Origin of the sequence: Yinghuangia sp. ASG 101 (assembly GCF_021165735.1) — a bacterium.
In the GTDB taxonomy this organism is placed as follows: domain Bacteria; phylum Actinomycetota; class Actinomycetes; order Streptomycetales; family Streptomycetaceae; genus Yinghuangia.
The window spans coordinates 4475632-4488192 of sequence record NZ_CP088911.1 but is presented as its reverse complement, the minus strand read 5'-3'; the positions used below and the strand labels follow the sequence as shown (position 1 = coordinate 4488192).

At 72.0% G+C, this 12561-nt stretch carries 14 protein-coding genes; 6 read left to right on the top strand and 8 right to left on the bottom strand.

The window, feature by feature from the left end; genetic code table 11:
- Positions 1 to 32 precede the first annotated feature (32 nt).
- Complete coding sequence (acs, locus tag LO772_RS19220; RefSeq protein ID WP_231773258.1) at positions 33 to 2003, top strand: acetate--CoA ligase; 1971 nt, start codon at positions 33 to 35, stop codon at positions 2001 to 2003.
- 40 nt (positions 2004 to 2043) lie between these two features.
- Here acs and LO772_RS19215 read toward each other — a convergent pair whose 3' ends face one another.
- Entirely contained in the window at positions 2044 to 2556 is a 513-nt protein-coding gene (locus LO772_RS19215; RefSeq protein WP_231773257.1) for a protein-tyrosine phosphatase family protein, read from the bottom strand.
- Positions 2557 to 2959: 403 nt separating this feature from the next.
- Between LO772_RS19215 and nhaA the strand changes: the two genes are divergently transcribed.
- The 3 genes from nhaA (at position 2960) to LO772_RS19200 (ending at position 5856) form a co-directional block, all read left to right on the top strand.
- Positions 2960 to 4306, top strand: coding sequence for a Na+/H+ antiporter NhaA (gene nhaA / locus LO772_RS19210; protein ID WP_231773256.1), 1347 nt, complete (start codon positions 2960 to 2962; stop codon positions 4304 to 4306).
- Between the two features lie 115 nt (positions 4307 to 4421).
- A complete protein-coding gene (locus LO772_RS19205) occupies positions 4422 to 4841 on the top strand; it encodes a phage holin family protein (RefSeq protein ID WP_231773255.1) in 420 nt (139 codons plus the stop codon).
- 94 nt (positions 4842 to 4935) lie between these two features.
- Entirely contained in the window at positions 4936 to 5856 is a 921-nt protein-coding gene (locus LO772_RS19200; RefSeq protein WP_231773254.1) for an alpha/beta fold hydrolase, read from the top strand.
- Positions 5857 to 6168: 312 nt separating this feature from the next.
- Here the strand turns inward: LO772_RS19200 and LO772_RS19195 are convergent, their stop codons facing one another.
- On the bottom strand, positions 6169 to 7353 hold the full coding sequence (locus LO772_RS19195; protein WP_231773253.1) for a MarP family serine protease: 1185 nt from the start codon (positions 7351 to 7353) through the stop codon (positions 6169 to 6171).
- Position 7354: 1 nt separating this feature from the next.
- Between LO772_RS19195 and LO772_RS35870 the strand changes: the two genes are divergently transcribed.
- Positions 7355 to 7480, top strand: a complete 126-nt coding sequence (locus LO772_RS35870; RefSeq protein WP_269453056.1) for a hypothetical protein — start codon at positions 7355 to 7357, stop codon at positions 7478 to 7480.
- Between the two features lie 27 nt (positions 7481 to 7507).
- Here the strand turns inward: LO772_RS35870 and LO772_RS19190 are convergent, their stop codons facing one another.
- A complete protein-coding gene (locus LO772_RS19190; protein ID WP_231773252.1) occupies positions 7508 to 8284 on the bottom strand; it encodes an NUDIX hydrolase in 777 nt (258 codons plus the stop codon).
- Positions 8281 to 9081: an endonuclease III gene (gene nth / locus LO772_RS19185; protein ID WP_231779625.1), complete on the bottom strand. Its 801-nt coding sequence runs from the start codon at positions 9079 to 9081 to the stop codon at positions 8281 to 8283. Before nth ends, LO772_RS19190 begins: the two co-directional genes overlap by 4 nt.
- A gap of 260 nt (positions 9082 to 9341) precedes the next feature.
- Here nth and LO772_RS19180 point away from each other — a divergent pair, with 260 nt between their 5' ends.
- Positions 9342 to 10016 (top strand): Crp/Fnr family transcriptional regulator, encoded by a 675-nt coding sequence (locus LO772_RS19180; RefSeq protein ID WP_231773251.1) that lies wholly within the window; start codon positions 9342 to 9344, stop codon positions 10014 to 10016.
- An 81-nt stretch (positions 10017 to 10097) separates the two neighbouring features.
- Here LO772_RS19180 and LO772_RS19175 read toward each other — a convergent pair whose 3' ends face one another.
- The 4 genes from LO772_RS19175 to LO772_RS19160 form a co-directional block, all read right to left on the bottom strand.
- Entirely contained in the window at positions 10098 to 10925 is an 828-nt protein-coding gene (locus LO772_RS19175) for an MBL fold metallo-hydrolase (RefSeq protein WP_231773250.1), read from the bottom strand.
- 22 nt (positions 10926 to 10947) lie between these two features.
- Complete coding sequence (locus tag LO772_RS19170) at positions 10948 to 11793, bottom strand: NUDIX hydrolase (RefSeq protein ID WP_231773249.1); 846 nt, start codon at positions 11791 to 11793, stop codon at positions 10948 to 10950.
- 105 nt (positions 11794 to 11898) lie between these two features.
- Positions 11899 to 12372 carry a RidA family protein gene (locus LO772_RS19165; RefSeq protein ID WP_231773248.1) on the bottom strand — a complete coding sequence of 158 codons (474 nt, stop codon included), beginning with the start codon at positions 12370 to 12372 and terminating at the stop codon, positions 11899 to 11901.
- On the bottom strand, positions 12369 to 12527 hold the full coding sequence (locus LO772_RS19160) for a DUF4177 domain-containing protein (protein WP_231773247.1): 159 nt from the start codon (positions 12525 to 12527) through the stop codon (positions 12369 to 12371). Before LO772_RS19160 ends, LO772_RS19165 begins: the two co-directional genes overlap by 4 nt.
- Positions 12528 to 12561: the final 34 nt, after the last annotated feature.

Below are 12561 nucleotides of genomic sequence, written 5' to 3'. Positions count from 1 at the left end.
TCACGTCCCAGCTGGTCGACGAAGGAGAGCGTGTGAGCGACGCCGAGAACCGCGAGGCCGCCCTGTCCAACCTGCTCAAGGAGGAGCGCCGCTTCGCGCCGCCTCCCGGGTTCGCCGCCTCGGCCAACGTGACGGCGGACGCGTATGCCCGGGCCGAGGCCGACCGCCTCGGTTTCTGGGCCGAGCAGGCCGCGCGGCTCACCTGGGCCACCGCGCCGACGCAGACCCTGGACTGGTCGAACGCGCCGTTCGCCACCTGGTTCGCCGACGGCTCGCTCAACGTCGCGTACAACTGCGTCGACCGCCACGTTGAGGCCGGGCTCGGCGACCGCGTCGCGATCCACTGGGAAGGCGAGCCGGGCGACAGCCGCACGCTCACGTACGCCGACCTGCGGCGCGAGGTCGCCAAGGCCGCGCACGCCCTCACCGAACTCGGCGTACGGGCCGGCGACCGCGTCGCGATCTACCTCCCGATGATCCCGGAGGCCGTCGTCTCGATGCTCGCGTGCGCGCGCATCGGCGCCCCGCACTCGGTCGTCTTCGGCGGCTTCTCCGCGGACGCGGTCGCCTCGCGCGTCAAGGACGCCGACGCCCGCGTCGTCATCACCGCCGACGGCGGCTACCGGCGCGGCAAGCCGTCCGCGCTCAAGCCCGCGATCGACGACGCGCTCGCGTCGTGCCCCGACGTCCGCAACGTCCTCGTGGTCCGCCGCACCGGCGAGGACGTCGCCTGGACGGAGGGCCGCGACATTTGGTGGCACGACCTGGTCGACACGCAGCCGGACACCCACACGCCCGAGGCGTTCCCCGCGGAGCACCCGCTGTTCATCCTCTACACGTCCGGCACCACCGGGCGGCCGAAGGGCATCCTGCACACCTCGGGGGGCTTCCTGACGCAGACCGCGTACACCCACCACGCCGTCTTCGACCTGAAGCCCGAGACCGACGTGTACTGGTGCACGGCCGACATCGGCTGGGTCACCGGACACGCGTACGCGGTCTACGGGCCCCTCGCCAACGGCGCGACACAGGTCGTGTACGAGGGCACGCCCGACACCCCGCACCGGGGCCGCTGGTGGGAGGTCGTCCAGAAGTACGGCGTCACCATCCTGTACACCGCACCCACCGCGATCCGCACGTGCATGAAGTGGGGCGACGACATCCCCGCCTCGTACGACCTGTCCAGCCTGCGCGTCCTCGGCTCGGTCGGCGAACCGATCAACCCCGAGGCATGGATGTGGTACCGCACCCACATCGGCCACGACCGCTGCCCGGTCGTCGACACGTGGTGGCAGACCGAGACCGGCGCGATCATGATCAGCCCGCTGCCCGGCGTCACCGAGACCAAGCCCGGCTCCGCGATGCGCCCGCTGCCCGGCATCGCCGCCGAGGTCGTCGACGGCGACGCCGAGCCCGTGCCCGACGGCGGCGGCGGGTACCTCGTCCTCACCCAGCCGTGGCCGTCGATGCTCCGGGGCATCTGGGGCGACGACGAGCGCTACGAGGACACCTACTGGTCGCGGTGGCCGGGCGTCTACTTCGCCGGGGACGGCGCCAAGAAGGACGAGGACGGCGACATCTGGCTGCTCGGCCGCGTCGACGACGTCATGCTCGTCTCCGGCCACAACATCTCCACCACCGAGGTCGAATCGGCGCTCGTCTCGCACCCCAAGGTCGCCGAGTCCGCGGTGGTGGGCGCCACCGACCCGACCACCGGACAGGCCATCGTCGCGTTCGTCATCCTGCGCGGCACGGCCGCCGAGGACCCCGGCGTCATCGACGAACTGCGCGACCACGTCGGCGCGACGCTCGGGCCGATCGCCAAGCCAAGGCGCGTGCTGATCGTCCCCGAGCTGCCCAAGACGCGGTCCGGCAAGATCATGCGCCGCCTGCTGCGCGACGTCGCCGAGAAGCGCGAGCTGGGCGACGTCCAGACGCTGACCGACGCGTCCGTCATGCGGCTCATCCAGGACAAGCTGCCGTCGGCGCCGGCCGAGGACTGACCGCCGCGAACGACCGCCCGCCGGCCGGCCCGGACGCCCTTCAGGAGGGGGCCTCCAGGCCGGTCAGCAGGCGGGCCACGTCCAACCCGGTCTCCAGGTAGTCCACGAACACCTCGTTGTTGAGCGCGAAGGGCGAGCGGCGCTCCCGGATGATCTTGACCGCGGTCGGGGCGTCGTAGCCGAGGCCGACCAGGGTCTGCGCGACGACCAGGCCCGACCGGTTGTAGCCCGCGTGGCAGCGGACCAGCGTGCGCCGGCCCCCGCGCAAGGCCGCGAGCACCGTCTCCGCCAGGGCCTCGACCGCCGCTATCTGCTCCGGGCCCAAGGGATCGTCGGGGATCTCCGCGACGTGGTGCTCGACCCCCGGCCCCGGGCCGTGCCCGTCGGCCGCAAACAGGCTGACAACCACCGCGAACTGGTCGCGGACCACCGCCGGTTCGAATCCTCCTCGGGGCGTGCGGTAGAAGTGCCCGCCCATCCACAGGTTGTGGATGATCTCGTTCCACGGACTGTCCGGCCCCGGCTGGTCCCGATCCCGCTGACGGACCCTCACAATCCTTCTCCCCTCCCGTACGCCCGCCCGTGCGCCCTCCGCCCGGCACGAGCCACGGTGTAGGGGAAAGACGCTCGGGGGACCGCCGGTTGTTCCTCCCCGGGCCGCCACGTGTGCCCCCGAGGCGGGTCCGGCGAGGGCCGTACGCCGTTGTCCGGCGAGCGCGAAGCCCCTCGGGACGGCGAATACCGGACGATATACTCGCCGGCGTCGGGGTGGTTCACGCTCGCCCGCGGCCCCCGGAGGGCCACGGCGGCATCGGTGTCCGACACCTAGGGTCTCCGTCACCGGGAGGCACGCCGGGAAGCCTGGTCGGCAACGGCGCGCGCTGCGCGTTCGGAGTTGTGTCCGTTTTCGCCGGGCGGTCGACGCCCGCGAACCGTCGCCCCCGGAGGCCCTCCCCGTGCGATCCGCGCCCCGCCGTACGTTCCGCCTGCGGCCGTCCACGCTCGCCGAACGCAACTTCATCGCCGACGCGCTGCGCACCGAGACCGTCGGCGGGTCGCTGCTGCTCATCGCCGCGGTGGTCGCCCTGGTCTGGGCGAACTCGGGCTGGAGCGGTTCCTACGAGGACCTGCGGGACGCCACCGTCGGCCCCGCGTCGCTGCACCTGGACCTCTCGCTCGGCACGTGGGCGTCCGACGGCCTGCTGGCGATCTTCTTCTTCGTCGCCGGCATCGAACTCAAGCGCGAACTCGTGGTCGGCGAGTTGCGCAGCCCGTCGGCCGCCGTCCTGCCGGTCGTGGCGGCGGTCTGCGGTATGGCGGTGCCCGCGCTGTTCTACTTCTCCGTTAATGCGGGCGGCGGTCAGCTCGACGGCTGGGCGATCCCGACCGCCACCGACATCGCGTTCGCCCTCGGGGTGCTCGCCGTCATCAGCACCAATCTGCCGACGGGCCTGCGCGCGTTCCTGCTGACACTCGCCGTGGTCGACGACCTGCTCGCGATCGTCGTCATCGCGGTCTTCTACACCGATCGGGTGAAGTTCGGCGCGCTGGGCCTGGCCGTCGCCGGGCTCGCCGTCTTCGCCCTGATGCAGCGCTTCCGGGTGCGCGGGTGGTGGTTCTACCTGCCGCTCGCGGTCGTGACCTGGGCGCTCGTCCACGAGAGCGGCGTGCACGCGACGGTCGCCGGGGTCGCGATGGGCCTGCTCATGCGGGTGCGTCCCGACCGCGACGAGGCCGCGTCACCCGCCGAGCGCGTGGAACACGTCGTCCGGCCGATCTCCGCGGGCTTCGCGGTCCCCGTCTTCGCGCTGTTCGCCGCGGGCGTCGCGGTGTCGGGGAGCGTGATCGGCGATGTGTTCACCCACAGCATGCCGCTCGGCGTCGTGCTCGGGCTCGTCTTCGGCAAGACGATCGGCATCTTCTGCGGCACGTACCTCACCGCCCGGTTCACCCGCGCGCGGCTGGGCGACGACCTCACGTGGCCGGACGTGTTCGGCCTCGCGATGCTGGCCGGTGTCGGCTTCACGGTGTCGCTGCTGATCAGCGAACTCGCCTTCCACGACTCGCCCGCGCTCGTCGAGCAGGCCAAGGCCGCCGTCCTGGTCGGCTCGGTGATCTCGGCACTCGCCGCGTCGGTGCTGCTGCGCCTGCGCGACAACAAGTACCGGGCCCTCGCCGAGACGGAGAACCGCGACGACGACGGCGACGGCATCCCGGACATCCACCACGAGGACGCCGAGCGCGCGCGGCGGGCCAAGCGGGATCACATCGGCGACCCGTTCGGGGACTCGTTCGACCGGTGAACGGCCTCCCGGGTTTCCCATCAGTCCCACCAGTACGCCGCGCCCCGCTGGATCACGACCGTCGGAGCAGGGCATGATCGGGGCTACATGCCCGCAGCCAGGACGAGGAGAGACCATGGCAGGCACCGAGAGGCCCCGCGCGCAAGACGTGCCCGTCGACAGCCAGCGGTCTCTGGGAGCGCTGTTCTCCGACGCCACACGAGACATGTCGACCCTCGTGCGCAACGAGATCGAGCTGGCCAAGAGCGAGATCAAGATCAACGCGGTGCACGCCGTCAAGGGAAGCGGCGCGCTCATCGTCGCGGGCGCGCTCGCGTTCTTCGCGTTCCCTTTCCTGAGCGTCGCGATCGCGTACGGCATCCACGCCCTCGGCCTCGGCCTCGGCTGGTCGTTCCTGATCGTCGGCGGCGCGTACCTGCTGCTCGCGATCCTGCTCGGCCTGCTCGGCGTCGTGTTCTTCAAGAAGGTCAGGCCGCCGCAGCGCACGATCCGCACCACGCAGGAGACGGTGGCCACCCTCAAGAGTGTCGGCTGAACCCCGCGTTCCGCCCTCCGGCCGAGCGCACTTGTGACGAAACGGGCGTCGCTCACCCCCGCGGGCGCACGCCGATGTGTGCGACGCTTTTGAGGTGACGGTTCCCGAGAGCGCTGCGGTCAACATCGACGGTCCCTGGACACACCGGGACATCGCGGCGAACGGCGCGCGGTTCCACGTCGCCGAACTCGGCGAAGGCCCGGTCGTGATACTGCTGCACGGCTTCCCCGAGTTCTGGTGGACGTGGCGGCACCAGATGGAGTCGCTGGCCCGGGCCGGTTTCCGCGCGGTCGCGATGGACCTGCGCGGTTACGGCGGCAGTGACCGGCCGCCGCGCGGCTACGACCCGATGACGCTCGCGCTCGACGTCACCGGCGTGATCCGCTCGCTCGGCGAACCCGACGCCATCGTCGTCGGCCACGGGGTGGGCGCCTCGCTCGCCTGGACGGCCGCCGTCCTGCGCCCGAAACTGGTGCGCCGGCTGGTGGCCGTCTCCATGCCGCACCCGCGCCGACTGCGCAGCGCGATGCTCACCGACCGCCGGCAAGTCGCCGCCAGCAAGCACATCTTCGCCTTCCAGCGACCGTGGATCCCGGAGCGCCAGCTCGTGCGCGACGACGCCGCCATGGTGGAAGACCTCATGCGTTCGTGGGCTGCGCCGGGCTGGCCGGACGCGCCGACCGCCGAACGCTACCGGCGGGCGATGCTCATCCCCGGCACGGCGCACTGCGCCGCCGAGCACTTCCGCTGGATGGTGCGCTCGGTGCCGCGCCCCGACGGACTCCAGTACGCGGCGCGGATGAAGACGCCCGTCACGGTGCCCACGCTGCACCTGCACGGCGCGCTCGACAGCGCGGTGCTGCCGCGCAGCGCGGCGGGTTCCGGCCGGTACGTCGAGGCTCCGTACCGCTGGCGGCTGCTCGACGGCGTGGGCCACTTCCCACACGAGGAAGCGCCCGACGACTTCACCCGCGAACTGCTCGGCTGGCTCAAGGACCCCGAGCCGGAGCGGTGATCCCCGCGCCCGGTCCGAACGCCCGCCGTAGCCCGGGCTCGTCGGGCGGCGTGTGGGCGAAAGCGATCAACTCGGCTGGATTTCCTGGCAGTTATCGACAAATCGCACGGTAATGTCCGCGTGACAAGCTGGGCTCATGGCATCGCGCGGTTATCCACAAGGGCGCCTGGGTAGGCGCCGGGGCATGAGCCGGACGTACCAATGGTCGTCCCCCGACCGCGCGGGGCATGTCCCGGGGCTGGTCTCCATTATGCGCCGCCGTGTGCGCTGGCTGACCTTACGGATGCGCGCGCCCCACTGACGCGCCGCGCGCTACAACGCGCAGCCCTGGGTGTCCACCGCCTTGGTGTTGCGGACGCCGGCCTCGATGTCCTCGCGGATCTCCTCGGCGGTGAGCGCGTATCCGGTCGATTCGTCGTCGAGCGACTTGGCGAAAATGACGCCGTAGACCTTGCCGCTCGGGGAGATCAGCGGACCGCCCGAATTGCCTTGGCGCACCTTGGCGTACAGCGAGTACACGTCGCGGCTGACCGTGCCGCGCTTGTAGATGTCCGGCCCGCCCGCCTTGATCTGGGCGCGCACGCGCGCGGGTTCGACATGGAACGCGCCGTTCTCGGGGAAGCCGATCACCAGCGCGTCCGATCCGGGCTGCACCTTCTGCTCGAACTGCAGGGGTGCCGCCTTGAGTCCGGGCACGGCGAGCACGGCGATGTCGCGGCGCCAGTCGTACAACACCACTTCGGCGTCGTACTGCTTGCCCTCGCCGCCGATCTGCACCGTGGGCTTGCGGACGCCGCCGACGACGTGCGCGTTGGTCATCACGCGGTTCGGCGCGTACACGAACCCCGAGCCCTCGATCACCTTGCCGCAGCTCTTCGCCGTGCCGACGATCTTCACGATGCTGTCGCGCGAACTCTGCACGGCCGCGGACGCCAGCAGCGCCGGGTCCGGCGGCGGCACCTGCGGGATGTCCTCGTCGACGAACGGGCTGAACACCTGCGGGAATCCGTTGCTGTCCAGCAGGTTGCTGAACGACGAGAACCACGTGTCCGCGCCCTGCGGCAGTATTTTCTGCACGCCGCCGAGCACCTGCGACCCGCGCACCTCGCGCGCGACCGTCGGCATCGTCGACCCCGCGATCGACGACCCGATCAGCCACACGACGACCAGCAGCGCCGACACGCTGACCACCGCGCCGCCCGCCGCGTCGACGACCTTCGCCGGCGTCCAGGTCAGATGCCGGCGCATGCGGCTGCCGAGAGCGGTCGCCAGCGCCTGGGTCAGTGTGGCGAGGACGAGGACGACGCAGATCGCCGCGATCGACGGACCGAGCCCCGGCTCGAAGTGCTTCAGGATGAACGGCACCAACCACATCCCCAGCACCCCGCCGCCGAGGAATCCGATGAACGACAGGACGCCGACGATGAAGCCCTGGCGATAGCCGGAGACCGCAAACGCCACCGCGGCGACGATGAGGATCAGGTCGAGGACGTTCACCGTGTCACGTTCTCACGGCCGGACGCCTGATGTCCGCAGCGCCGACGACGGCGTCGACGTGGTGTGCGGCACGTGGGCCACGGGGTTCGGCCGGAACCCGTCGGTGCCTGGCACGACCGCCGATTGACGGTCCGTCAGCCCGAACCGGCGGATGTCAGTGCCCCGGGGCGGTGGTCGGCCCCGGCGCGCTGCGGGACAGCCCCGGAGGCGGGTCCGCCGCGGTCTCCTCGAAGCGGTCGTACGTGCGCCGCGCGAGACGCCACTCGGCCTCACTCAGCTCGACGTGCCGCTCCTGGTCCCACGGGCGCTCCCACCCGGCGAAGGCGAGTATCCGGTCCAGCAGCCCGGCGGTGAACCCCCACACGACCATGTTCTCGACCATGAACGCCGGGCCGTGATGGCCCGTCGGGTGGCGCAGCCGCGCGCGGTTCGCCGGATCGACGAGGTCGCCGAGCGGCACCCGCACGACCCGGGAGACCTCGCCCGCGTCGACCGGCGCCACCGGGCAGTCGTCGCGCCACCACGCCAGCACGGGCGTCACCACGAAGTTGCTGACCGGGATGTACAGCGACGGCAAGGCGCCGAACACCTCGACACAGGACGGATCGAGGCCGGTCTCCTCGCGCGCCTCGCGCAGCGCGGCACCGACCGGTCCGGCGTCGCCGGGATCGATCGCGCCGCCCGGGAAGGCGGGCTGGCCGGCGTGCTTGCGCAGTGTCCCGGCGCGCTGCAGCAGCAGCACGTCCGGGCCGTCCTCGCCCTCGCCGAACAGCACGAGGACGGCCGACTCGCGGCCCCCGCGCTCCGGCGGCAGAAAGCGGCTCAGCTGCTCGGGCCGCACCGTGCGGCTGACGTCGGCGAAAGGACGGAGCCACGGGGGCAGGCCGTCGACGATGTCGTTGTTCGGGGTATACGGGCTGGTCTCGGTCATGTGGCGGTCCCCTCCGATGGTGCCGCCCCGGTCACGGGTACGGCCCCGGTCGCGAGCACCGGCGTCGCCGGTGGCCGAAGGCGCTGGCCGGGCTGCCCGGCCAGTTCGTACTTCAACAGCTTCCTGGCCTTGTCCGGGTCGGTCTCACCCTCGCCGTACGACGGGCACAGCGGGGCTATGCCGCACGCCCCGCAGGCGGGCCTGCGGGCGTGGCACACGCGGCGGCCGTGGAAGATCACGCGGTGCGACAGCAGCGTCCAGTCCTTCTTCGGGAACAGCGCGCCGACCTCGTGCTCGACCTTGACCGGGTCGTCCTCGGCGGTCCATCCGAAGCGCCGCGCGAGACGCCCGAAGTGGGTGTCGACGCTGATGCCGGGCACTCCGTACGCCTCGCCGAGCACGACGTTGGCGGTCTTGCGCCCGACGCCGGGCAGGGTCACCAGGTCGGCGTGCCGGCGCGGCACCCGGCCGCCGAAGTTGTCGCACAGCGCCTGCGCGAGACCGGTCACCGCCCGTGCCTTGGCCCGGAAGAACCCGGTGGGCCTGATGATCGCCTCAAGCTCCGCGGGCTCGGCCCGGGCCAGTGCCTCGGCGTCCGGATAGCGGGCGAACAGCGTCGGGGTGACGTTGTTGACGCTGCGGTCGGTGGTCTGCGCGGACAGCACCACGGCGACGAGAAGCTGAAAGGCGTCGTCGTAGTCCAGCTCGCAGTGCGCACCGGGGTACAGCTCGCCGAGCTCCCGGTTGATCCGACGGGCACGGCGGACGAGAGCCAGGCGGCTCTCCGGCTTTTTCATGGGCACTCGGCCAGAGTACGCAGACGAGTGCTAAACATGGGTGCGCACCACAGACCCGCCCCGGGGGCTGCGGGGCGGGCGCCGCGCATACACATGATCACCCAGGGGGATATGTCCGACACACCCGGAAGCCTCCCGGGCTGCGTCTCATACCACCCGCGTGAACAAACCCGATCCGCGTGCGTCAGACTGTGACCGATCGCACTGTTTGACCGCCAGGCTCCGATCGGGTGATCGGAACCGGCAAGGAGGGACCTCTCGTGGACGACGTTCTGCAGCGGGCGCCGTTGTTCGCGGCTCTCGAAGACGAGGACGCCGCCGAGCTGCGTGCCTCCATGACCGAGGTCGGGCTCGAACGCGGTGACTCGCTCTTCCACGAAGGCGACCCGGGCGACCGCCTGTACGTCGTCATCGAAGGCAAGATCAAGCTGCACCGCAGTTCGAACGACGGCCGCGAGAACATGCTCGCGGTGCTCGGCCCCAGCGAGATGTTCGGCGAGCTGTCGCTGTTCGACCCCGGTCCGCGGACCGCCACCGCCACCGCGCTGACCGACGTACGGTTGCTCGGCCTGGGCCACCAGGACCTCCAGCCGTGGCTCAACGGCCGGCCCAAGGTCGCGCTGTCGCTGCTGCGGGCCATAGCCCGCCGCCTGCGGCGCACCAACGAAAGCCTCGCCGACCTGGTCTTCTCCGACGTGCCCGGCCGCGTCGCGAAGGCCCTGCTCGACCTGTCGCGCCGCTTCGGGGTACCGGCCGAGGAGGGCATCCACGTCGCCCACGACCTGACGCAGGAAGAGCTGGCCCAGCTGGTCGGCGCCTCGCGCGAGACCGTCAACAAGGCCCTCGCCGACTTCGCCAGCCGCGGCTGGCTGCGCCTGGAGGCCCGGGCCGTGGTGCTGCTGGACGTGGAGCGCCTCTCGCGCCGGTCACGCTGACCTTCGCGCGACCGCGCGACGCCGACAGTCGGTCCGCCGATGCGGAACCGGCCGTCGGCGTTTTGGCGTGCGCGGGCGGCGTCAGCCGCGTGGACCGCGCTCCTTGAGGTAGTCGAGCTGCGCCCGTACCGACACCTCGGCGGCCCACCACAGCGACCGGTCGACGTCGGCGTACACGCGTTCGACGACCTCGCGGGCCGTCGTGTCGCCGAGCGCGACGGCCTCCTCCACCTGGGCCAGGCGTTGCGCACGGTGTTCGAGGTAGAACTCGACGACGCCGTGCGCGTCGTCCAGCACCGGGCCGTGCGCGGGCAGCACGCGGTTGACCTCGCCCGACGCCACCAGGGCGCGCAGGCGGGCCAGCGAGTCGAGGTAGGCGCCCAGCCTGCCGTCCGGGTGCGCGACGACCGTGGTGCCGCGGCCCAGGATCGTGTCGCCGGTCAGGACGAGGTCGTCGGCGGGCAGCACGAACGACAGCGAGTCCCACGAGTGCCCGGGCGTCGCCATGACCCGCAGCTCCAGGCCGCCGGTCGTCACGACGTCCCCCTCGACCAGGCCCTCGCCGCCCAGCCGGTGCTCGGGGTCCAGGGCCCGGACGCCGCAACCGGCCAGCTCGGCCAGGCGCGGGGCGGCCTCGGAATGGTCGAAGTGACCGTGCGTGAGCAGCACCTCGGATATGCGCACGCCGCGTTCCTCCGCGGTCGCCAGCACGGCCCGCAGATGGCCCTCGTCGAGCGGCCCGGGGTCGATGACCACCGCCCGGTCGGCGCCGGGCTCGGCGACGATCCACGTGTTGGTGCCGTCCAGCGTCATCGGGCTCGGATTGGGGGCCAGGACACAGGTCGTCCGGGGGGTGGCGGGGCCCGCCACGACCTGCCGGGGGTCTCCGGGGATGCGGTAAGAGTCCATGGTCCAGTCTTTCCGACGGGGTTCAGGCGGTGCCGAAGGGATCGGGGATACCGGGCCACGCGATGACCAGCTTGTCGCCTTCGTAGCGGGGCCTGGCCATGACCGGGGCCAGGTCCCGGGCGGCGGAGGCGTCCAGGGCCTCGGCGGGGACCTCGTACGCGGTCATGTTGCGCAAGGTCTCGACGGTCGGCGGCAGCATCCCGAAACGGCCGGCCTTCACAACGGCCAGGGCGTCGGCGGGACGCGCCCAGGCGACCCGGTCGGCTTCTCCCGAGACGTCGCGGGTGCGCTGGCCGTCGGGAAGCGCGGCGACGAAGAACCACGTGTCGTACCGGTGTTCCTCGAACTCCGGGGTGATCCAGCGGGACCACGCGCCCAGCAGGTCGGAGCGCAGCACGAGGCCGCGGCGGCCGAGGAATTCGGTCAGGCCGAGCTTGCGCCCGACGAGGGCCGCGCGGTCCGCCTCCCAGTCGTCGCCCGTGGTGTCGGACACCACCGAGCCGGTGTCCGGCCCCGCGAGCAGGACGCCCGACTCCTCGAAGGTCTCGCGCACCGCGGCGGCGACGATCGCCCGCGCCTCGGCCGGCGACGTACGGAGCCGCTTCGCCCACTCCTCCGGTGTCGGGCCCGCCCACGCCACCTCGTGGTCGGCGTCGCGCGGGTCGACGCCGCCGCCGGGGAAGGCGTACACACCGGCGGCGAACTTCATGCCCGCGTGCCGCCGCAGCAGGTACGCCTCCAGCCCCTCCGGCCGCCGGCGCAGCAGGACGACCGTCGCGGCCCGGCGCGCCTCGACCGGGACCAGCTCGCCGTTGAGCATGGCGCGGGCGCGCTCGAACCAGAAAGCGGGGATACCGGACGACGTCATGCGCGGATGCTACGCGGCACCGCCACGATCCGACAGGCCGTCACCTGTGCGAACGCCCGGCGGCCCGCGGCCGGGCGTTCGCGCCCCCGGACGCCCGGCGGCCCGTCAGACGACCTCGACGACGATCTCCACCTCGACCGGGGCGTCGAGCGGGAGGACCGCCACGCCCACCGCGCTACGCGCGTGCCGGCCGGCGTCGCCGAAGACCTCGCCGAGCAGTTCGCTCGCGCCGTTGATCACGCCCGGCTGGCCGGTGAAGGCGGGATCGCTGGCCACGAAGCCGACGACCTTGACGACGCGGCGGACGAGCGCCAGGTCGCCCAGCTCGGCCTTGACCGCCGCCAGCGCGTTGAGCGCGCACTGCCGCGCGAGGTCCTTCGCGTCCTCGGCGGTCACCTCGGCGCCGACCTTGCCGGTCTGCGGCAACTTCCCCTCGATCATCGGGAGTTGCCCCGACGTGTGGATGTGGTTGCCGGTGCGCAGCGCCGGGACGTACGCGGCGACGGGCGCCGCGACCCCGGGCAGCGACAGGCCCAGCTCGGCCAGCCTGTCCTCGGGGTGGACGAACTCGTCGGTCACGACTGCTTCTCCCGCTTGAAGTACGCGACCAGGTTCTCCGGGTTGGGCCCCGGCACGACCTGCACCAACTCCCAGCCGTCCTCGCCGAACGTGTCGAGGATCTGCTTGGTGTTGTGGATCAGCAACGGCGCGGTGAAGTACTCCCACTTCTTCATGGGACGCGACTCTAACGCGGCCGGGCCGCTCCGG

What these genes read in the sequence shown, in the direction of transcription:
- LO772_RS19205 (WP_231773255.1), top strand. Translation starts at nt 4,422, where the DNA reads ATGGCAGGCACCGAGAGGCCCCGCGCGCAAGACGTGCCCGTCGACAGC.
- LO772_RS19190 (WP_231773252.1), bottom strand. Translation starts at nt 8,284, where the DNA reads ATGACCGAGACCAGCCCGTATACCCCGAACAACGACATCGTCGACGGC.
- nth (WP_231779625.1), bottom strand. Translation starts at nt 9,081, where the DNA reads ATGAAAAAGCCGGAGAGCCGCCTGGCTCTCGTCCGCCGTGCCCGTCGG.
- LO772_RS19175 (WP_231773250.1), bottom strand. Translation starts at nt 10,925, where the DNA reads ATGGACTCTTACCGCATCCCCGGAGACCCCCGGCAGGTCGTGGCGGGC.
- LO772_RS19170 (WP_231773249.1), bottom strand. Translation starts at nt 11,793, where the DNA reads ATGACGTCGTCCGGTATCCCCGCTTTCTGGTTCGAGCGCGCCCGCGCC.
- LO772_RS19160 (WP_231773247.1), bottom strand. Translation starts at nt 12,527, where the DNA reads ATGAAGAAGTGGGAGTACTTCACCGCGCCGTTGCTGATCCACAACACC.